The 20532-nt window shown below is 72.4% G+C and carries 19 protein-coding genes; 6 read left to right on the top strand and 13 right to left on the bottom strand.

The annotated features are described in order from the left end of the window. Positions 1-7: 7 nt before the first annotated feature. Positions 8-922, bottom strand: coding sequence for a 5-dehydro-4-deoxyglucarate dehydratase (gene kdgD / locus ACBJ32_RS10320; RefSeq protein WP_357866340.1), 915 nt, complete (start codon positions 920-922; stop codon positions 8-10). Positions 923-1028: 106 nt separating this feature from the next. Continuing rightward, on the bottom strand, positions 1029-1973 hold the full coding sequence (locus ACBJ32_RS10325) for a LysR substrate-binding domain-containing protein (protein WP_375126534.1): 945 nt from the start codon (positions 1971-1973) through the stop codon (positions 1029-1031). Positions 1974-2142: 169 nt separating this feature from the next. On the opposite strand from ACBJ32_RS10325, the gene ACBJ32_RS10330 reads away from it, so the two are divergent. From ACBJ32_RS10330 to ACBJ32_RS10350, 5 genes are all read left to right on the top strand, one after another. Beyond that, positions 2143-3150 (top strand): tripartite tricarboxylate transporter substrate binding protein, encoded by a 1008-nt coding sequence (locus tag ACBJ32_RS10330; protein ID WP_357866336.1) that lies wholly within the window; start codon positions 2143-2145, stop codon positions 3148-3150. 68 nt (positions 3151-3218) lie between these two features. Then, a complete protein-coding gene (locus ACBJ32_RS10335) occupies positions 3219-3770 on the top strand; it encodes a tripartite tricarboxylate transporter TctB family protein (RefSeq protein WP_375126535.1) in 552 nt (183 codons plus the stop codon). A gap of 9 nt (positions 3771-3779) precedes the next feature. Next, on the top strand, positions 3780-5291 hold the full coding sequence (locus ACBJ32_RS10340; RefSeq protein WP_357866334.1) for a tripartite tricarboxylate transporter permease: 1512 nt from the start codon (positions 3780-3782) through the stop codon (positions 5289-5291). Then, on the top strand, positions 5288-5683 hold the full coding sequence (locus tag ACBJ32_RS10345; RefSeq protein WP_375126536.1) for a universal stress protein: 396 nt from the start codon (positions 5288-5290) through the stop codon (positions 5681-5683). The genes ACBJ32_RS10340 and ACBJ32_RS10345 overlap by 4 nt, the downstream gene beginning before the upstream one ends. Then, positions 5680-6954, top strand: coding sequence for a glucarate dehydratase family protein (locus tag ACBJ32_RS10350; RefSeq protein ID WP_375126537.1), 1275 nt, complete (start codon positions 5680-5682; stop codon positions 6952-6954). Before ACBJ32_RS10345 ends, ACBJ32_RS10350 begins: the two co-directional genes overlap by 4 nt. A 4-nt stretch (positions 6955-6958) precedes the next feature. Here the strand turns inward: ACBJ32_RS10350 and ACBJ32_RS10355 are convergent, their stop codons facing one another. The 7 genes from ACBJ32_RS10355 to ACBJ32_RS10385 all read right to left on the bottom strand — a co-directional run bounded on the left by ACBJ32_RS10355 (position 6959) and on the right by ACBJ32_RS10385 (position 14320). Then, the gene (locus ACBJ32_RS10355; protein WP_357866330.1) at positions 6959-7675 is read right to left on the bottom strand and encodes a FadR/GntR family transcriptional regulator; all 717 of its coding nucleotides are present in this window, start codon (positions 7673-7675) and stop codon (positions 6959-6961) included. Positions 7676-7685: 10 nt separating this feature from the next. Beyond that, on the bottom strand, positions 7686-8810 hold the full coding sequence (locus ACBJ32_RS10360) for a mandelate racemase/muconate lactonizing enzyme family protein (protein ID WP_375126538.1): 1125 nt from the start codon (positions 8808-8810) through the stop codon (positions 7686-7688). 3 nt (positions 8811-8813) lie between these two features. Further along, the gene (locus ACBJ32_RS10365) at positions 8814-9935 is read right to left on the bottom strand and encodes a mandelate racemase/muconate lactonizing enzyme family protein (protein WP_375126539.1); all 1122 of its coding nucleotides are present in this window, start codon (positions 9933-9935) and stop codon (positions 8814-8816) included. A gap of 107 nt (positions 9936-10042) precedes the next feature. Next, positions 10043-11248: a cytochrome P450 gene (locus ACBJ32_RS10370; protein WP_375126540.1), complete on the bottom strand. Its 1206-nt coding sequence runs from the start codon at positions 11246-11248 to the stop codon at positions 10043-10045. A gap of 15 nt (positions 11249-11263) precedes the next feature. Then, positions 11264-12874: an FAD-dependent oxidoreductase gene (locus ACBJ32_RS10375; RefSeq protein WP_375126541.1), complete on the bottom strand. Its 1611-nt coding sequence runs from the start codon at positions 12872-12874 to the stop codon at positions 11264-11266. A 183-nt stretch (positions 12875-13057) separates the two neighbouring features. Further along, positions 13058-13972: an LLM class F420-dependent oxidoreductase gene (locus ACBJ32_RS10380; protein WP_375126542.1), complete on the bottom strand. Its 915-nt coding sequence runs from the start codon at positions 13970-13972 to the stop codon at positions 13058-13060. Between the two features lie 99 nt (positions 13973-14071). After that, on the bottom strand, positions 14072-14320 hold the full coding sequence (locus tag ACBJ32_RS10385) for a hypothetical protein (RefSeq protein WP_375126543.1): 249 nt from the start codon (positions 14318-14320) through the stop codon (positions 14072-14074). Between ACBJ32_RS10385 and ACBJ32_RS10390 the strand changes: the two genes are divergently transcribed. Continuing rightward, a complete protein-coding gene (locus ACBJ32_RS10390) occupies positions 14319-15179 on the top strand; it encodes a hypothetical protein (RefSeq protein ID WP_375126544.1) in 861 nt (286 codons plus the stop codon). The two genes, ACBJ32_RS10385 and ACBJ32_RS10390, sit on opposite strands and share 2 nt — an antisense overlap. Before the next feature lie 11 nt (positions 15180-15190). Here ACBJ32_RS10390 and ACBJ32_RS10395 read toward each other — a convergent pair whose 3' ends face one another. The 4 genes from ACBJ32_RS10395 to ACBJ32_RS10410 form a co-directional block, all read right to left on the bottom strand. After that, positions 15191-17959: an FAD-binding and (Fe-S)-binding domain-containing protein gene (locus ACBJ32_RS10395; protein ID WP_375126545.1), complete on the bottom strand. Its 2769-nt coding sequence runs from the start codon at positions 17957-17959 to the stop codon at positions 15191-15193. Positions 17960-18022: 63 nt separating this feature from the next. Beyond that, on the bottom strand, positions 18023-18871 hold the full coding sequence (locus ACBJ32_RS10400) for a fumarylacetoacetate hydrolase family protein (protein ID WP_375126546.1): 849 nt from the start codon (positions 18869-18871) through the stop codon (positions 18023-18025). 11 nt (positions 18872-18882) lie between these two features. Continuing rightward, positions 18883-19746: an SMP-30/gluconolactonase/LRE family protein gene (locus ACBJ32_RS10405; RefSeq protein ID WP_375126547.1), complete on the bottom strand. Its 864-nt coding sequence runs from the start codon at positions 19744-19746 to the stop codon at positions 18883-18885. Beyond that, positions 19743-20513 (bottom strand): IclR family transcriptional regulator, encoded by a 771-nt coding sequence (locus tag ACBJ32_RS10410; protein WP_357866309.1) that lies wholly within the window; start codon positions 20511-20513, stop codon positions 19743-19745. Before ACBJ32_RS10410 ends, ACBJ32_RS10405 begins: the two co-directional genes overlap by 4 nt. Positions 20514-20532 lie beyond the last annotated feature (19 nt).

Consider the following 20532-nt stretch of genomic DNA (forward strand, 5'->3'; position numbering starts at 1 on the left):
AAGCCCCCTAGCTGATCTTGTTGATGAGGGCGGTCAGCTCGGCGAGCTCGCCGTCCTTCAGGTCCGACAGGGGCGGGCGCACCGGGCCGGCCGGGCGGCCGACGGCGGCCAGCCCCGCCTTGATGATCGAGACAGCGTAGCCCTTGGTGCGGTCGCGGATGTCCAGGTACGGCAGCACGAACTCGCGGATGCGCCGGTAGACGGCCTCGCGGTCCTGGGCGCGGACGTCGGCGTAGAAGTCGAGCGCGTACTGCGGCACGAAGTTGAAGATCGCCGAGGAGTACGTGCTCATGCCGAGCTGCAGCAGCGGCAGCGCGAACGTCTCGGCGGTGGGCAGGCCGCCGATGTAGGCCAGGCGGTCGCCGACGGAGGCGTAGATGCGGGTGAGGTTCTCGATGTTGCCGACGCCGTCCTTGAACCCGATCAGCGTCTCGTTCCGCTCGACCAGGGCCGCCACGGAGCGGTCGTTCAGCACGGCGTTGGCCCGGCTGTAGACGATCACGCCGAGGCCGCTGGCGCGGCAGACGGCGGAGACGTGCTCGACCAGGCCCTCCTGGCCGGCCTCCGTGAGGTAGGGGGGCATGAGGAGGATGCCGTCGGCGCCGGCGGCCTCGGCCGCCTTGGCCTGGGCGACGGCGCTGGCGGTGCCGCCGGTGGCGGGGGCCATGACCGGGACCTTGCCGTTCACCTCGCTCACCGCGACGCGGACCACCCGGTCGATCTCCTCGGCGGTCAGCGAGAAGCCCTCGCCGGTGCCTCCCGCCGCGAACAGGCCGGCCACCGGGTACGAGCTCAACCACGCCAGGTGGTCACGGTAGCCCGCCTCGTCGAACTCCAGGTCCTGGGTGAAATGGGTGACGGGGAACGACAACAGACCGCTCTTGAGCTGTGTGGCGAGCTCCTGCGGGGAGTAATGGGGCATGGCGGACGCTCCTCGCTTCACTTGCGGCCGTGGGATTCTCCCGCACCGCCGGTAAGAACTGACGCCGACAGGCTAAGGAGGTGGGGCGATACTTGTCCAAGTGCGATTATGTATCCGGCGATACCCATAGAGCATCACGAGCCTCCAGGTCGGGTAGCAGCTCCAGGACGCGGGCGAGCGCGGGGTTGGTGGACTCGCGGCTCCAGATGACGTGCAGCTCGACCGGCTCGCCGGTGCCCCCGTCGCCGTCCAGCGGGTCGCCGCCGCCGCGTACGAGATCGCAGAAGGCGATGCCGTCCACCCCGAGCGAGCGCGCGCTCGCGGGCGCCAGGGCCACGCCCCGGCCGGCCGCGACGAGCAGCACGGCGGTGAGGATCTGGTGGACCTGCTGCTCGATCCTGGGGTGGGCGTTGGTGAGGAAGCGCACGGTCAGCTCGTGGAAGTAGCGCGACTGGACCGGGTTGTAGCTGATCACCGGCAGGCCGTCGAAGTCGTCGGGGGCCAGCGGCCGGCCCAGGTCGGCGAGCGGGTGGCCGAGCGGCACGGCGGCGCACAGCGGCTCGCGGAAGACGACCCGGGAGTCGAGCGTGTCGATGTCGAAGGGCGGGCGGGCCAGGCCCAGGTCGAGCTCGCCGCGCAGCAGGCCGTCCACCTGCCCGGCGGTCACCCGCTCGTGCAGGATGACGTCGATCTCCGGGAGCTGCTCCGACAGCCGCCGCAGCAGCGCGCCGAGCATGCTGATGGCCGAGACGGCGGTGAACCCCAGCCGTACGGTGCCCGCCGCGCCGCTGGCGATCCGGCGCGCCCGGTCGCCCGCGGTGTCGACGAGCGACAGCATGCGGCGGGCGTCCTCCAGGAAGCCGCGCCCGGCGTCGGTGAGCACCACGCGCCGGTTGTCACGTTCCAGCAGGGTCACCCCGATCACCCGCTCCAGCTTCTGGATGTGCCTGCTCAGCGGGGGCTGGGTCATGCGCAGCCGATCAGCCGCACGGCCGAAGTGGAGCTCCTCGGCGACCGCTACGAAAGCCCGGATCTGATCGAGTGTTAGCATGATGCACGAAGAGTATCACTTGATACCGAATTGAGCCTGGACAGGCATCGAGGCTGGTCCATAGTCTCCGGAGACTACAGAGCGGAAACCGTGCCGTAACCTTACGCAACCTCCCTCTCCGCTTCACAAAGATCCACGGGCGGCTCCCGCCCACATGAAGGAGAAGTCAATGCCGACATCTCGGACAGCCCCCCGCCGCATCCTCCTGGGTGTCGTCGGCGCCGCCGCCGCGGTCGCGCTGACCGCCTGTGGTGGTGTCAAGACGACCTCCTCCGGTGGCGGGGACGGCGACTATCCCACGGGCAACATCGAGTTCAGCGTGGGCGCCTCCGCGGGCGGCTCGACCGACCTCATCACCCGCGCGCTCGCCCAGGGCATCGGCAAGGAGCTCGGCGTCTCCACCCCCGTGCTGAACAAGCCCGGCGCGAACGGCGCGCTGAACGCCAAGGAACTGCAGTCGGCCAAGCCCGACGGCTACAAGATCGCCGTGCAGAACGCCTCGCTCTTCACGATCACGCCGCTCACGGTGTCGGCCGCCGAGGCCACGAAGATCGACTCGTTCGACGTCATCACCGGCATCTCCCGTGACGACTACGTCATGGCGACCAGCGCCCAGTCCGGCTTCAAGTCGATCGACGACCTGAAGAAGGCCGGCAAGACGATCAGGTACGGCACCACCGGCGTCGGCACCGGCGCCCAGCTCGCCTCCGCGCTGACCTTCAAGTCGGCCGGCGTCGAGGCGACGGCCGTGCCCTTCGACGGCGGCGCCCCCAACCTGACCGCCCTGCTGGGCAACCAGGTGGACGTGTCCACCATGCAGATCGGCGAGGCCATCGAGAACATCAAGGGCGGCAAGCTCGTCCCGCTCGCCGTCTTCTCGCAGGAGCGCATCCCGTACCTGCCCGACGTGAAGACGGCCAAGGAGCAGGGTTACGACGTCCTGGTGACGCAGTACCGCTTCCTGACCGCGCCCAAGGGCACGCCGGAGAACGTCAAGACCAAGCTGCTCGACGCGGCCAAGAAGACGTTCGCCACGCCGGAGTACAAGAAGTTCAACGAGGAGAACTCGCTCACCCCGATGGAGGTCTCCCCGCAGGAGGTCCTCACCTCGTTGCAGAACGACTCCACCACGTTCAAGGCGCAGCTCGACAAGTTCGGCATCAACCTCGCCGGTTGATGACGGGGACGGCGGCCGGGCGCACACCGGCCGCCGCCGTCGACTGGCACAAAGGAGTGTGCATATCCATGTCCGACCCCACGAAGCCGCCCGGCGCGGAGCCTGAACAGGCCGCCGTCGCGATGGACCTGCAGGAGGAGGCCGACCGGCTCCAGGCAGAGCTGGAGGAGGCCAGGCCGCCGCACGCGGGCCCGATCTCGCAGATCGCGGCCGCGCTGGTGGCGCTCGCCGTCGGCGTCTTCGGTGCGGTCGGCTCGTACGCGCTCGGGCTCGGCCGGCTCACCCAGCCCGGCCCCGGCCTGTGGCCGTTCGCCATCAGCGTCGTCATCATCGTGCTGTCGGCGGTGCTCGTCGTCACGGGCCGCGGCCTGCAGGACACCGAGCGGTTCTCCCGCTCCAGCCTGCTGACCGCGGTGGGCCTGGTGACGCTCGTCGGGCTCGCCGCGCTGCTGCCGGTGATCGGCTTCGAGGTCCCCTCGCTGCTGCTGATGTTCATCTGGCTGCGCTGGCTGGGCAAGGAGTCGTGGCGCTCCTCCATCGTGATCAGCATCGGCGCCGTAGCCGTGTTCTACGTGCTCTTCGTGCTGCTGCTGCAGATCCCGCTCCCCCGCCTCATCTGAGAAAGTCACATGGACATCTCCCCGATCCTCGACGGTTTCGGCGTCGTCCTGGAGCCGACCAACCTGCTCTACTGCCTCATCGGCGTCATCATCGGCATGCTCATCGGCGTGCTGCCCGGCCTCGGGCCCGGCGCGACGATCGCCATCCTGCTGCCGATCACGTACGGCATCGGGCCCGTGTCGGCGATCATCATGCTGGCGGGCATCTTCTACGGCGCCCAGTACGGCGGCACGATCACCTCGGTCCTGCTCCGCCTGCCCGGCGAGGCGTCCTCCGTGGTCACCGTCTTCGACGGCTTCGCCCTGGCCAAGCAGGGCAAGGCGGGCACGGCCCTGGGCATCGCGGCCATCGGCTCCTTCGTCGGCGGCACGGTCTCGATCATCGGCCTGACACTCGTCGCCCCGGTCGTGGCCGGGTTCGCGCTCGACTTCGGGCCGCCCGAGTACGCCGCCCTGGGCATCCTCGGCGTGCTGCTGATCTCCTCGATCGGCAACGGCAACAAGCTCAAGGCCATCATCGCCGCCTGCGTCGGCCTGCTGATCGCGACCGTGGGCCGCGACACGTTCACCGGCGCCGAGCGCTTCACCTTCGGCAGCCTGAACCTGGCCGAGGGCATCGACTTCATCCCGATCGCCATGGGTCTGTTCGGCCTCAGCGAGATCCTCTACAACCTGGAGGAGCGGCACAACAAGGTGCACTCGCCGGCCAAGGTCGGCAACGTGTGGCCGTCGCGCAAGGACCTCGGGCAGGCCAGTGGCGCGATCGGGCGCGGCTCGCTCATCGGGTTCGTGCTGGGCGTGCTGCCCGGCGGTGGCGCGGTGCTGTCGTCGCTGGCCGCGTACGCGCTGGAGAAGCGGCGCGCCAAGCAGCCCGAGCGCTTCGGCCAGGGCGCGGTCGAGGGCGTGGCCGCGCCGGAGACCGCCAACAACGCCGCCGCCACCTCCTCGTTCATCCCGCTGCTGACGCTCGGCATCCCGGCGAACGCGACGATGGCGCTGATGTTCGGCGCGCTGCTCATCCAGGGCATCCAGCCGGGGCCGCAGCTCGTCACCGAGCACCCCGACGTGTTCTGGGGCGTCATCAACTCCATGTACATCGGCAACATCCTGCTGCTGATCATGAGCATCCCGATGGTGGGCGTGTTCGTGCGCATCCTGCGGGTGCGGCCGGCCATCATGGCCCCGATCACGGTGCTGATCACGCTGCTCGGCGCGTACACGGTGCGCAACCAGGTCTACGACATCTTCCTGGTGATCGTGTTCGGCGTGCTGGGGTATCTGATGAAGAAGTTCGGCTTCGAGCCGGGGCCGCTGGTGCTGGCGTTCGTGCTGGGCTCGATGATCGAGAGCTCCGCGCGGCAGGGGCTGCTCATCTACGGCGGCGACCCGACCGGCTTCCTCACCCGGCCCATCTCGGGGACGATCTTCGCCGTGATCCTGGTGGTGGCGGCCTGGCCACTGATCCGCAAGGCGATACGCCGCAAGACATCCGATGATCGTGTTGAGGAGAAGATCAAATGACCATCCTCGTCGGTTACCTGCCCACACCCGAGGGCGAGGCCGCCGTCGACGCGGGCCTGCGTGAGGGCAAGCTGCGCGGGGAGCGCGTGATCATCGTGAACTCCCCGCGCCGCGGCGCCCCCATCGACGAGCACAAGATCGACGACGCCGCCGGCGCCGAGCTGCTGCGCCGGGCCCGGGAGGCGGGGGTGGACGCCGAGCTGCGCCAGCCGCTGCACGACGACGACCTGCCCGAGACCTTCGAGGCGCTGGCCAGGGAGACCGGCGCGACGCTCGTCGTGATCGGGCTGCGGCACCGGTCGCTGGTGGGCAAGTTCATCATGGGCAGCGAGGCGCAGCGCATCCTCATGGAGTCCACCGTGCCCGTGCTGACGGTGAAGGCGGCGCGATGAGCGTTCGCGAGGCCGGCCGGATCAGCCGGGTCGTCGTCACCCCCGTCGCCTTCCGCGACCCGCCCCTGCTCAACGTCGTGGGCGTGCACCAGCCGTACGTGCTGCGGACCATCGTCCAGGTGCACACCGACGAGGGGCTGGTGGGCCTCGGCGAGACGTACGCCGACCAGGCGCACGTGGAGCGGCTGGAGGCGGTCGCCGCCGCCCTGCCCGGCGCGGACGTCTTCGACCTGCACGCCCTGCGCCGGATCGTGACCGAGACGCTCGGCGCCTCCACGGCGGGCGCGGGCGCGAGCTTCGGCGGCATGCTGGAGGTCTCCAGCGCCGTGGACACCGTGGTGTCGCCCTTCGAGGTGGCGCTGCTGGACCTGCAGGGCAGGGCGCTCGGCCGGCCGGTGAGCGACCTGCTCGGCGGCGCCGTACGCGACCGCGTGCCGTACTCGGCGTACCTGTTCTACAAGTGGGCCGGTCACCCTGGCCACGACGAGGACACCTGGGGCGAGGGGCGCACGCCCGAGCAGATGGTCGCCCAGGCGCGGCGGATGATCTCCGAGTACGGCTTCACCGCCGTCAAGCTCAAGGGCGGCGTGTACGAGCCGCGCCACGAGTTCGAGACCGTCGAGGCCCTGGCGGCGGCCTTCCCCGGCCACGCCCTGCGCATCGACCCGAACGGCGCCTGGACCGTCGAGACCTCGATCAAGGCGGCCGACCGGCTCTCCGGCGTGCTGGAGTACCTGGAGGACCCGACGCCGGGCATCCCCGGGATGGCCGAGGTCTCCAAGCACACCGACCTCCCCCTCGCCACGAACATGTGCGTGATCTCCTTCGATCACCTCAAGCCGGCGGTCGCCGCGGACGCCGTGCAGGTCGTGCTCTCCGACCACCACCTGTGGGGCGGCCTGCGCCGCTCGGCGCTGCTGGGGGGCATCTGCGAGACGTTCGGCATCGGGTTGTCGATGCACTCCAACTCGCACCTCGGGGTCAGCCTGGCCGCCATGACCCACCTGGCCGCCGCCACCCCGAACCTCACCTACGCCTGCGACACCCACTACCCGTGGAAGACGGAGGAGGTCGTCAAGCCGGGGGTGCTGGAGTTCCGCGAGGGCGCCATCGCCGTGCCCACGGGGCCTGGGCTCGGCGTCGAGCTGGACGAGGACGCGCTGGCCGCCCTGCACGAGCAGTACGTCCGGTGCGGGCAGCGGGGCCGCGAGGACACGGCGTACATGCGCTCGATCGTCCCGGACTTCACCCCCAACACCGCCCGCTGGTAACGGGTCAGGGCGCCTGCAGCCTGGCCCGCGAGTTGGACAGGTGCAGGCGCATGGCCGCCCGCGCCGCCGCGGCGTCCTGGCCGGCGATGGCGCGGTAGACGTTCTCGTGCTCCAGTGTCACCCGCGTGAAGTGGGTGGCGTCGGAGACCGTGTAGACGTGCTCCAGCCGCGTCCGGGGCAGCATGATCATCATGGGCCCGAGCGACGTGAGCAGATCGGCGTAGAACCGGTTGTTCGCGGCGAGCGCGATCTTGAGGTGGAACTCGAAGTCGGCCTCGACCGCGCTGCTCGGCTGCTCCCCGATCCGCCCGAGATCGACCAGGGCCCGTTCGATCGCCTTGAGCTGCAGATCCGTACGCCGCTCGGCCGCCAGCCCCGCCGCCTCCGTCTCGACCCCGATGCGGAAGTCGATCATGTCGAGGACGTCGCGGTGGGTCCGCACCTGCGACGCCTCCACGGAGAACGCCGTGGAGGCGGGCAGCGCCAGCACGAACGACCCGCGCCCCTGGAAGGTCTCGACGAGCCCGGCGGCCTGCAGCCGCGAGACGGCCTCGCGCACCACCGTACGGCTGACCCCGAACTCCTGGATCAGCGACGACTCGGTGGGCAGCTTCTGCCCCGGCTGGATCTCGCCCGCCAGGATGCGGGCCTTGAGCCGCTCGACGAGCTCGTGCGCGAGCCCGCGACCGGTGTCGCGGTCGAGTCGGTGATCGGGCGGCACGGCGGACAATCTACCGGCCGTCCGCGTGGAACTCGACCTCGTCCAGCCGCCAGTCCCGGGCCCGCCCGGAGAGGGTGAGGCCGAGCCCGGGCCGGTCCGGCACGGTCATCCGGCCGCCCGCGATCTCCAGCCGCTCCTCGAACAGGGGCGAGAGCCACTCGATGTGCTCGACCCAGGAGTCGCGCGGGTAGGCCGCGGCCAGGTGCACGTGGATCTCCATCACGAAGTGCGGCGCGACCTGGAGGTGCGCGTGGTCGGCCAGCGCCGCGACCTTGAGGTAGGGGGTGATGCCGCCGACGCGGGGCACGTCGGGCTGCAGGAAGTCCACCGCCCGCAGGTCCACGAGGCGGACCAGATCGGGGATCCCGGCGAGCATCTCGCCGGTGGCGATGGGGGTGTCGAGCGCGGCGGCGAGCTGGGCGTGCCCCTCGGCGTCGTAGGCGTCCAGCGGCTCCTCGATCCACACCAGCCCCAGGTCCTCCACCGCCCGCCCGAACCGCAGCGCGCTCGCCCGGTCCCACTGCTGGTTGGCGTCCACCATCAGCGGCACCCCGTCCCCGAGGTGCTCCCGCACGGCCGCCAGGCGCCGCAGGTCCTCCCGCATGTCCGGCTGGCCCACCTTGATCTTGATGCCGCCGATGCCGTCGGCCAGCGACCGCGTGGCCTTCTCCCGCACCTCCTCGATCGGAGCCTGGAGGTAACCGCCGGAGGTGTTGTAGACCCGCACCGAGTCGCGGTAGGCGCCCAGCAGCTTGGCCAGCGGCAGCCCCGCCCGCTTCGCCTTCAGGTCCCACAGCGCCACGTCGATCGCGGCCAGCGCCTGCGTGGCCACCCCGGACCGGCCCACCGAGGCGCCCGCCCACAACAACCGGTCGTAGATCCGCCCGATGCCGGACGGGTCCTCGCCCAGCAGGAGCTCGCCGACCTCCTTGGCGTGCGCGAACTGCGCCGGCGTGCCCGCCCTGGTCGTGTAGGAGAACCCCAGCCCGGCCAGGCCGTCCTCCGTGGCGATCTCGCAGGTCAGGACGTCGATCCGGGCCAGGGGGCGCTGCCGCCCCGTGGCCACCTTGGCGTCGCTGACCGGCCGGGCGAGCGGCACGGCGTAGCGGCCGAACCGTACCGACGCGATGCGCACGGCTCAGGCCTTCCCGAACTCGACGGAGTCCACCGTCCACTTGCGGCACTGCTCGCTGAGCGTGAACCCGAGCCCGGGCCGGTCCGGCACGATCATGCGGCCGTCACGCGTCTCGAGCCGCTCGTTGAACAGCGGGTTGAGCCACTCGAAGTGCTCCACCCAGGGCTCGCGCGGGTAGGCGGCGGCCAGGTGGAGGTGGATCTCCATGGCGAAGTGCGGCGCGAGTTGCAGCCCCGCGTGGTCGGCGAGCGTGGCCAGGCGCAGGAACGGGGTGATGCCGCCGACGCGCGGGGCGTCGGGCTGGATGATGTCGGCGGCGCGGGCCTCGATGAGGCGGACGTGCTCGGCGACGCTGGAGAGCATCTCGCCGGTGGCGATGGGGGTGTCGAGCGCGGCGGCGAGCTGGGCGTGCCCCTCGGCGTCGTAGGCGTCCAGCGGCTCCTCGATCCACACCAGCCCCAGGTCCTCCACCGCCCGCCCGAACCGCAGCGCGCTCGCCCGGTCCCACTGCTGGTTGGCGTCCACCATCAGCGGCACCCCGTCCCCGAGGTGCTCCCGCACGGCCGCCAGGCGCCGCAGGTCCTCCCGCATGTCCGGCTGGCCCACCTTGATCTTGATGCCGCCGATGCCGTCGGCCAGCGACTGCGTCGCCCGCGCCTTGACCTCCTCGATCGGCGCGTGCAGGAACCCGCCGGAGGTGTTGTACGTCCTGACGGAGTCGCGGTAGGCGCCCAGCAGCTTGGCCAGCGGCAGCCCCGCCCGCTTCGCCTTCAGGTCCCACAGCGCCACGTCGATCGCGGCCAGCGCCTGCGTGGCCACCCCCGACCGGCCGACCGACGCGCCCGCCCACAGCAGCGACTCGTACACCTTGCCGATGTCGGACGGGTCCTGCCCGAGCAGGTTCTCGCCGACCTCCTTGGCGTGCGCGAACTGGGCGGGGCCGCCGGCCCGCTTGGAGTAGCTGAAGCCGGTGCCGCTGTGGCCGTCCTCGGTCGAGATCTCGGCGAAGAGGAAGACGATCTCGGTCATCGGCTTCTGCCGCCCGGTCAGCACTTTCGCGTCACTGATGGGGACGTCGAGCGGGAGCGTGACGGACGACAGGGCGACGTGGCGGATGCGGTCCATGGAGGGTCCTCGGCGTGGTCGGCGGCAGATTCATCTGTCATCGTATGACTCCATAAGTCGTATGACAACTCTTGGCGACGCCTCCGATCCGCGCCCGGCCCCGAGCGTCACGCGGGGGCCACGCCGTCGTACTCCACCACCAGGTGTCGCGGCCCCCGCAGGACGGCGCTCGGCCGGTAGGGCGGCGGGTCGGCGACCAGCCGCGGGTTGTCCAGCCTGCGGACCAGCTCGTTCAGCACGATCTGCGCTTCCATCCTGGCCAGCGGGGCGCCGAAGCAGTAGTGCACGCCGCCGCCGAAGCCGAGGTGCTCGTTGCGCGGCCGGTGGAGGTCGAACTCGTCCGGATGCGCCACGTGGCCGGGATCGCGGCTGCCCGCCGCCATGGCCAGCACGACGGGCGCCCCCGCCGGGATCGTGGTGCCCGCGATCGTGATGTCGTCCAGGGCCACCCGGGAGGACACGAACTGCACGGGCGGCTCGTACCGCAGCAGCTCCTCGACGGCGGGGATGATCAGGTCGGGCTCGTCGCGCAGCCGTTCCAGCAGCTCGGGGCGGCGCAGGAAGGTGAGCATGCCGTTGGCGATGAGGTTGATCGTGGTCTCGTGGCCGGCGATCAGCAGCAGCACCGACGTGGCCACCACCTCGTCCTGCGTCATGCCGCCCTCGGGGCCGCGGTAGGTCATGAGCCCCGACAGCATGTCGTCCTGCGGCTCCCGGCCGCGCGTCTCGGCGAGCCCGGCGAGATACCGCGACAGCTCCGTGGCCGCCGCCCGGCGCGCCCGCTCGCGTTCCGCGCGGTCCTCCTCCCCCGGCCCGAGCGTCTCGACGACCTCGTCCGCCAGCGCGTGGAAGCGCGGCTCGTCCTCCTCCGGCACGCCGAGCAGCGCGCAGATCACCGCCACCGGCAGCGGGTAGGCCACCTCGTCCACGAGGTCGGCCCGGTTCCTGCCGGCCAGGGCGTCGATCAGGGAGGTGGTGAGGGCGAGCATCTTCGGGCGCAGCCGCTCGACCGTCCCCGGCGAGTGCGGCGGGCCGAAGTGCCGCATGGCCAGGCGGCGCAGCCGGTCGTGCTCCGGCGGGTCGAGGCCGATGAAGGACGGGTGGAGGTCCGGCTCGTGGGGCGCGGCGCTGTCGAGGTTGCGCCGGTCGGAGCTGATGCGCGGGTCGTGCAGCAGGGCGACGATCTCCCGGTAGGTGCTGACCAGGTACGTGCCGTCGTCCTGCAACGCCACGGGGCTCTCGCGGAGCGCGCCGAAGAACCGGTACGGGTCGGCGCGGGCGGCAGGGTCGAGGATCTGCTTCAGGACGTTCATGCTCTTCTCCTGCTGTCAGCGTGGGTGCACCAGGGAGGCACGGCGCTCCGCCGGGTCGTGACCGGTCACCACGACCGTCGCCCCCGCGGTGGCGACCAGCCGCTCGGGGACCCGCGCGGGCACCGGCTCCCCGTCCGCACCGCCGCCGACGTGGCGGAAGTCCGGCGGGAACGGGGCCGCCCGCTCGATCCGGCGCTGGTAGAACTCCAGCCACATGGCCTGGTCGAAGGTGACCGCCGCGGTGATGCGGCCCTGGTAGCCGTAGACGGCGACGAACCGCCGCTGCTCCGGCGAGCCCTGGGTGAAGACGACCTGGTCGGCGAACGTGGGCACCCCGACCGACTTGATGTTCACGCCGAACTGGCTGGACCAGAAGACCGGCACCGACAGGTGCGGCCAGCGGTGCGCCTGGTCGCTCACCATGTTGTGCGCGGCGACCTCGGCCTGGGCGACCGCGTTGCCCCAGTGTTCGAGGCTCATGAACTGGTAGTCGTACAGCGGGTGCGGAAAGCGGGCGATGTCGCCGGCCACGAAGACGTCGTCGGTGACCAGGCCGTTGATGTCCACGACCCGGCAGCCCGCGTCGCACGTCACCCCCCACGCCCCGGCGGCCAGCCCGGAGTCCCGCAGCCACTCGACGTTGCGCACGGAGCCGAGCGCCACCACGGCCACGTCCGCCTCGACCGTGCTGCCGTCCGACAGCCGGGCCCCGCGCAGCCGCCCGTTCCCGTCCGATTCCAGCGCCGTGACGGTCGTGCCGCAGCGCAGGTCCACGCCGTGGTCGCGGTGGAGCTGGGCGGCCACGTCGCCGATGACGCCGCCCATGGCGTTGTAGAGCGGGGCGGGGCCGCGCTCGACGACGGTCACCGGCAGGTCCAGCTCCCGGCAGACGGAGGCGATCTCGCTGCCGGTGAATCCGGCGCCCAGGATCAGCACGCGGCGCGGACCGGCGGCCAGCGCCTGCCGCAGGTCTGCGGCGTCCCGCGCGTCGCGCAGCGTGTGCACGCCGTCGAGCGCGCCCTCGGCCGCGTCCGGCCAGGGGCGGGCACGGGTGCCGGTGGCCAGCAGGACGCGGTCGAAGCCGATCTCCCTGCCGTCCGCCAGCCGTACGCGCTTGCCGGCCACGTCCAGCCCGGTCGCCGGCGTGCCGAACAGCAGCTCGGCCTCCACCTCGCGCAGGCGGGGCAGCAGGGTGTGCTCGGGCGGGACCTGGCCGGTGAGGACCTGCTTGGACAGGGGCGGCCGGTCGTACGGCTCGCGCGTCTCGTCGCCGATCATGGTCAGCGACCCGGCGAAACCCTCCCGCCTGAGCACCTCGGCCGCCCGCGCCCCGGCCAGCGAGGCGCCCACGATCACGATCCTGCCGTCCTTCCCCGCCGCGCCGGACGCCGGAGGCGGCGGCTCGGCCTCCCGCTGCCCCGGCGGCGGCATGGGCAGCGCCGTCCTGTCGAGGTGGATGGCCTGGACGGGGCAGGCCGCCGCCGCCCTGAGCACGTGCTCGCGCTGCTCGCCGGCGGGCTGCAGGTCGTACAGGAGCGCCTCGTCGTGCATGGTGAAGACGTCCGGCGCGAGGAACACGCACTGCCCGTAACCCTGGCAGCGCGTCAGATCGACGACGACTCGCACAAGCCACTCCCCCGGTTGACCGCGACGGCTGCCGGTGGGGAGCGCCCCGCCCCTCCTCGCCGGAGGCGGGCCCGGCTCCCCGAGCCCTTCCCCCTCGTCGCGGGCCGTAGCCCGCCCGCTCCATTCCTTTCCCTTGCCCTTGCCGAGGCCGGGACTGTCACGCGCGACGGGCGGGCGGCGCGCTCAGGTCTCGATGATGTCGGCCTGGGCCAGGACGCGCAGGTGCTCGAGCAGTTCCTCGGCGCTGCCGGTGAGCGGCTGGACGCAGACGTGGTCGGCGCCCGCGTCGAGATGCGCGCGCGTCCGCTGGATGATCGTCTCCGGATCGCCCCACGCCACGATGGCGTCGACCAGCGCGTCGCTGCCGCCGTCGGCCAGGTCCTCGTCCTCCCAGCCCAGCTCGCGCAGGTTGTTGGCGTAGTTCGGCAGCGCCAGGTAGCGCGAGGTGAACTGGCGGGCGATGCGCCGCGCCCGGTCCGGATCGGTCTCCAGCAGGACGGTCTGCTCCGGCGCCAGCAGCGGCTCGGGGCCGAGCGCGGCCCGCGCGCGGGCGGTGTGCTCCGGGGGCACGAAGTAGGGATGCGCCCCGCTCGCCCGCTGGGCCGCCAGCTCCAGCATCCTGGGGCGCAGCGCGGCCAGCACCCGGGGCGCGGGCTCCGGCAGCGGGCCGGCGTACTCGGTGGCGTCCATGGCGTCGAGGTAGTGGCGCATGGCCGACACCGGCTTGCGGTAGTCGTGCCCGCGCACCGACACCACGGGCGCGTGGCTGACGCCGAGGCCGAGCACGAAGCGGCTCTCGTACGCCTCCGCGAGCGCGTTGGCGCCGTTGGCGGCGGCGATGGGGTCGCGCGCCCAGATGCTGGCGATGCCGGTCGCCACCGTGAGGCTGCTCGTGGCGCCCAGCAGGATCGCCGCGTGGGTCAGCGACTCCTTGCCGTTCGGCGTCTCGCCGATCCACAGCGTCCTGAAACCCAGGTTCTCGATCTCCGCGGCGGCCTCCCGCTCGACCGAGGCCGGCTCCCTGCTGAGGGTGGCGTTCCAGACCCCCACGCGCCCCATGCGCCGCTTCAGCGCCTCGATCTCGCTCGTCTCCGGCATCGCGCTCCACCACCTCGTCGGACCGGGCTTGCAAGATCCACGATAAACAGCCCATGGTCGAGGCAGGTTAATGACGTGCCGTGCTCCCGGCCATCCCGGTCATGGGGCCTGCGCCGGGATCACGCCGGCGTCGGCGAGGACGGCCAGGAACAATCCCAGGCACAGCAGCGCCACGGGCCACACCTTCTGGGAGAGCGCGAGGACGATGCCGGCGAGGAGCGCCACGATGGCCAGGATGTCGAGGGCGTGCATGGTGAGGTCTCTGCCCGCCCGTACGGATCTCAGGCCCCGCGAACGCCGGCGCGCCTGGTTGAACCGGACGCCGACGGTGATCGTTTGAGGTGGCATGAGATGGAGTTCGATCGTCGTCATGGTGCTGGTGCCGGTGCTCGCGGGCTGCGGGGGCGCGGAGGCACGGCAGGCCGGCCCGGCCGCCCCGAGCCCTGAACGGCTCGGCCGGCCCTCCGCCCCGCCTCCGAGCGAGCCGGCCACCGTGCCTTCTACCGTGCCTCCTGCCGCGCCTTCTACCGTGCCCACCACCGCCGCACTCGCTGCCGGGGTGACAGCGGCCGCCGACGGGCGTCCGGTGGCCATGTGGCTGCACGTGGGCGGCCTGGCGGCTTCCGGCCTCGTCGCCGTACGCCCTCCCTCGCTGGTCGTCTACGCCGACGGGCGGGCCATCGCCGACGCCACCCACGAGCTGCGCCTGCCACCCGCGGAGGTCGAAACCCTGGTGAAGGAGCTGGGCCGGGAGCTGGCCGGGCAACCCGCCACCGCGTCACCCCGGCCCGGCACGCCCACGGTGTACGACGCGCCGGCCACGGTCCTGGGCGTCGACAGCGGGGGCGGGATGCGCGAGGTGCACGTACCGCATCTGGACATGACCCGGGACGCCTACGCCCCCGCGCTCGCCGGCGCCGACGACCGGCTCAGCCGCCTGGCCGACCTCGCCGCCGCGAAGGGCCGCCCCTACACCAACACCCGGGTGAGGCTGTCCGCCCAGCGGCTGAACGCCCCCGGCATCGACGCCGACCCGTGGCCGCGGGGCCTGCCCGCGCCGCCCCGGAAGGAGACCGAGGACTACAAGGGCGACAAGGCGCGGAAGATCGCCCGGCTGGTGCCTGCCGACGGGGGCCGGCACGTCTACCGCACCCCGTCCGGCGAGCACATCGCGCTGTCGTGGCGGTACCTGCTCCCCCACGAGTAGCACGGCGCAGGTCAGGGCGCGGTGGCCCGGTCGAGCAGTTCGAGCAGGTGGTGGTACGGCTTGCCGGTGGCCCGCGTCATGCCCAGCTCGCAGGTGCGGTTGACCGAGGCGTGCGCGGCGAACTCCCCGGCCCGTACGGCGGCGGCCTCGGCGCGGGTGGCGGAGGCGGTCAGCTCGGGGTGGAGCAGGCCGCGGTCGCCGGCGAACGCGCAGCACTGCCAGTCCTGCGGGACCGTCGCCTCCTCGGCGACCGCCTGCGCGATCCGGTTGATGGCGGCGTCCAGGCCCAGGCGGGTGGAGGAGCAGGTGGGATGCAGGGCCAGGGACGGCAGGCGGCGCTTGACGGCCAGGCGGGGCAGGAGGTGCTCGGCGGTGTAGGCGACCGCGTCCGTCACCTCCAGGCCGAGGTGGGCGAAGCCCTCGGTGCAGGAGGCGGCGTCGCTGATCACCGGGATGCGGCCGCCGTCCGTCGCTTCGAGCAGCGCGTCGCGGACGCGGCCGGCCATGACCTCGTGGCCGGCGGAGTAGCCCTTGGACGACCAGGGCGTGCCGCAGCACAGCCCGGCGATGCCCTCCGGCACGTGCAACCGCACGCCCGCGCGCCGCGCCAGCCGGGCGAACGCGATCATCACGCCGGGCCCGCCGTCGGCGGGGGCGAACATGGTGTTCAGGCAGGACGGGAGGTAGACCGCGTCGGCCTCGGGGTTCGGCAGCGGGCGGCGGCGCGACCCGCCGCGCGGCAGGTCGCGGCTCCACTGGGGGACGGCTTCCGCGGCGGCGAGGGCGCGGGCGGCGCGGCTGCCGGCCTCGGGCAGCGCGGGCGGGGTGGCGGCGGCGGTGTCCAGGGCGAGGTTCATCGCCCGGGTGACGCCGTCCCAGTGCCTGGCGGCGCTCTTCCAGCCCTGCCGCGCGGCGCGGCCGTGGCGTTCGGCGCGCAGGCGCTTGGTCAGGTCGCCGGTGTTGATGCCGACGGGGCAGGCGGTGGCGCACATGCCGTCCACGGCGCAGGTGTCCACGGCGTCGTAGCCGTACTCGGCCTCCAGCTCGCGGGCGAGGTCATGGTCGCCGGCGGAAACGGCGGCGGCCAGCTCGCGGCGCAGCACGATGCGCTGGCGCGGGGTGGTGGTCAGGTCGCGGCTGGGGCAGACGGGCTCGCAGTAGCCGCACTCCACGCACCGGTCCACCTCGGGCTCGACGGCGACCACGTGCTTGAGGTCGCGCAGGTGGGCGTCGTCGCGGTCGGTGAGCACGACGCCCGGGTTGAGCGTGCCGTCCGGGTCGCACAGGCGCTTGATCTCGCGCATCACCTCGTACAGCTCGTCGCCGTACTGGCGGCGCACGAACGGGGCCATGACGCGCCCGGTGCCGTGCTCGGCCTTGAGCGTGCCGCCCCTGGACAGGACGGCCTCGACCATGTCCTCGGTGAAGGCGGCGTAGCGGTCGAGCTCGGTGTCGAAGCGCTCGTTGAGCATGAAGTGCAGGTTGCCGTCCTTGGCGTGGCCGAAGATGACGCTGCGCTCGTACCGGTGCCGGGCGAACAGGCCGGTCAGCTCGTCGCAGAGCTCGGCCAGGGCGGGCACCGGGACGGCGACGTCTTCGAGCAGGGCCGTGGTGCCGCTGGGGCGGGCGCCGGCGACCGAGGCGTACAGGCCCTTGCGGATGTGCCACAGCGCCGCCCGGCCGCCCGCGTCCCTGCTCAGCGAGGCGGGGACGGCCAGCTCCAGCTCCGGCAGCAGCTCCCCGGCCGCGCGCTCGCGCCCGGCCAGGAGGTCTTCCTCGGACTCCTGCCACTCGACCAGGAGGGCGGCGTGCTCGGCGACGGCGAGCGAGCGCAGCATCTCGCCGGCCTCGGCGTCGGTCCTGGCCACGCGCAGCGACTCGGCGTCCAGCAGCTCGACGGCGGCGGGGGCGGCCTCGACGAGGTGGGGCACGGCGGCCATCGCCGCGTGCAGGGTGGGGAAGACGAGCAGGCCGGTGGCGGCCAGCCGGTGCGCGGGCACCGTGCGGAAGACTGCCTCCGCGACGAAGCCGAGCGTGCCCTCGCTGCCGATGACGAGGTGGGCGAGGATCTGCGCGGGCGTGTCGTGGTCGAGCAGGCTGTTCAGCCCGTAACCCATGGTGTTCTTGAGCGAGAACTGGGCCCGGATGCGGCGCACCGAGTCCGGATTTTTCCGGACTCGGTCGCGCAGTCGCTCCAAGCCTGCCGCCAGTTCCGGTTCGAACGCCCGCAGGCGCTCGTCCGCGTCCGGTGCGCCGGTGTCGATGACGGTGCCGCTGGGCAGCACGATCGTCATCGACTCCAGGGTCTGGTACGTGTTGGCGTGCGTGCCGCAGGTCATGCCGCTGGAGTTGTTGGCGACGACGCCGCCGATCGTGCACGCCGACTCGCTGGCCGGGTCGGGGCCGAGCTTGCGGCCGTACGGGGCGAGGCGGGCGTTGACCTGCCGCAGCACCGCGCCGGGCTGGACCCGCACCCGGTCCCCGCCGTCCAGCACCTCGATGGCGCGGAAGTGCCGCCGGGTGTCCACGAGCAGGTGCTCGCTGACGGCCTGCCCGCTCAGGCTGGTGCCGCCCGAGCGGAACGTCAGGGGCAGCCCCGTCCGCAGCAGCGCCGCCACCTGCTCCGCGCTCTCCGGCACCAGCACGGCCTGCGGCGTGAGCAGGTAGTGCGAGGCGTCGTGAGCCAGGCCGAGCCGGTCGCTCGCCCGCGCCCTGGCGATCCCGGGGACGGCGGCCTCGACTGCGGCCAGGACTGCGGGATCGGGTGCGGTCAGGCTCATGCTTTCTCCGTGTTCCAACGAGGTGTTCAGCGGCGCGCGTCATGACGGCGCCCGCAGGCGGCTTCAGCGGGGGGCGATGACCTGCTGGCGCTGGCTGCCGAGGCCCTCGATACCCAACTCCATCACGTCGCCCGGCTGGAGCCAGATCTGGGGGTCGTGGCCCATGCCGACGCCGGGCGGGGTGCCGGTGTTGATGAGGTCGCCGGGCTCCAGGACCATGAACTGGCTCAGGTGGTGCACGATGACGTACGGGTCGAAGATCATCGTCTTGGTGGTGCCGGTCTGGCGGCGCACGCCGTTGACGTCCAGCCACATGCCGAGGTTCCTCACGTCGGCGATCTCGTCGGGGGTGACCAGCCACGGCCCGGCCGGGTTGAACGTCTCTGCGGACTTGCCCTTGCTCCACTGGCCGCCGCGCTCCATCTGGAAGGCGCGCTCGCTGACGTCGTTGACCACGCAGTAGCCCGCGATCGCGTCCTTCGCCTCCTCCACCGAGACGAGGTAGGAGGTGCGGCGGCCGATGACGATGCCCAGCTCCACCTCCCAGTCGGTCTTGGTGGAGCCGCGCGGGATCCGCACGTCGTCGTACGGGCCGACGAGCGTGTTCGGCGACTTGGTGAACAGGATCGGCTCGTCCGGCACGGCCTGGCCGGTCTCGGCGGCGTGGTCGCTGTAGTTGAGGCCGATGCACAGGATCTGGTGCGGCCGGGCGATCGGCGCGCCGATCCGCTCGCCGGCGAACTCCCGCACGTCACCGCGCGCGACCCGATCGGCGAGCAGGGCCGGGCCGCCGGCGGCGAAGAAGCGCTCGTCGAAGTCCGGGGTGACGTCGCAGACGTCGATGTAGTGAGTGTCGTCGATGCGGACGACGGGCTTCTCGGCGCCGGGCGCGCCGATGCGCATGAGGTACATGGGGGTCTCTCTCAGCAGGGGTTCCAGTAGGGCGTGGGCAGGCCGCGTACGCCCACCCTGGCGGTGAACAGGCGGCCGTCGTCGGGGCCCGGGTCGCTCAGGCCGATGGTGGCCGTGGTGATGACGAGGACGTCGAGGTCGGGGCCGGCGAAGGCGGCGCTGGAGGTGTGCGGGGCGCCGGTCTCGACGACGTCGAGCAGCTCTCCGGCGGGAGTGCGGCACTCGACGCGGCCGAGCCCCCAGTTGGCGATCCACAGGTTGCCGCCGGCGTCGGCGCACATCCCGTCGGGCGAGCCGTCGGTGATGGTGAACGCCTCCCGCCGCGGCCCGGCCCTGCCGCTGTCCGGGTCGTAGTCGCGGACCCAGATCGTGCCGGGGATGGTGTCGACGCTGTAGAGCCGGCCGTCGGCCCAGGCCAGGCCGTTGGAGAGCACCAGGTCGGTGTCGAGATGCGTCAGCCCGGTCTTGTCGAGGCGGGCCAGCACCTCCTGACCGTGGCGGCCGTCCTGGGCCAGGCTGCCGATCAGGAACCGCCCGGCCGGATCGACGGCGCCGTCGTTCAGCCGGCTGCGCACGCCCTCGGGCAGCACCCTGGCCAGCTCCGTACGGCTCCCGCCGGCGTCGGCCCTGATCAGCGTGGCCTGCCCGGCCACGATCAGCTCGCCGCCGGCCGCCACGGCCACGGCGCCCACGGTGCCGTCGAAGACGTGCCGGCCGCTGACCGTGACGCTGCCGGTCTCCGCGTCGAGGCGCCCCTCGTACACGGTGCCCGCGACGATGTCGACCCACAGCAGGCGCTGCCGGCCGGCGTCCCACACCGGGCCTTCGCCCAGCTCGTAGACGTCGGCCGAGGCCGGGACGGCGGTGAACGTCACGGAAGGTCCTCTCCTGAGGCGATGGCGCGGATGGCGGGCACGTCGTCGACGAGCTTGCGCAGCGGCGTGCGGTAGGCCAGGCCGCTGACGCTGATCGCGCCGCTGGGCACGGTGGGCGAGGTCAGGTAGGCGGCGACGGCCACGCAGTTGACCCCGGGCTCGTTCTCCTGGTCGTCGGTGGCGTAGCCCTGCTCGCGGATGCGGACGAGCTCGGCGTGCAGCTCCTCGGCGGTGCCGATCGACTGCTCGGTCGGCCGTTCCAGCGTGCGGCCGTCCGCCCAGGCGCGGACCGCGTCCTCGGTCCTGAGCGCGTCGGCGAGGAGCACCTTGCCGACAGCCGTGCAGTGGGCCGGGTTGCGGCCGCCCACCACCGAGCTGAGCCGCACCGCCCCGGCGGCCGGGTCGAGCTTGGACCGGTAGACGACCGAGGGCCCGTCGAGCACGGCGTAGTGAGCCGTCTCGCCGTAACGCTCGCACAGCGCCCTGAGCACCGGCATGACGCGGACGTGGTCGGGCCGCGCCTCGTGGTGCGCGAAGGCCATCCGCAGGAACTCGTCGCCCAGCACGTAGCGGCCGTGGCCGTGCTGGGCGGCGAGGCCGGCGCGGCGCAGCGCGGCCAGCGCGCGGTGCACCGTCGGCTTCGGGCTCGCCACCGCCCGCGCCATCTCCTCCAGCCCGATGCCGTCGGGATGGCGCGCCAGCTCGGCCAGCACCGCCAGCACGCGGTCGGAGCCGACGAGCTTGTCCGCGGAGTTTTGCTCGGACATGTTCCGAACCCTAGACCAT

The sequence above is a fragment of the Nonomuraea sp. GTA35 genome (assembly GCF_041950525.1).
Taxonomy (GTDB): Bacteria; Actinomycetota; Actinomycetes; order Streptosporangiales; family Streptosporangiaceae; genus Nonomuraea.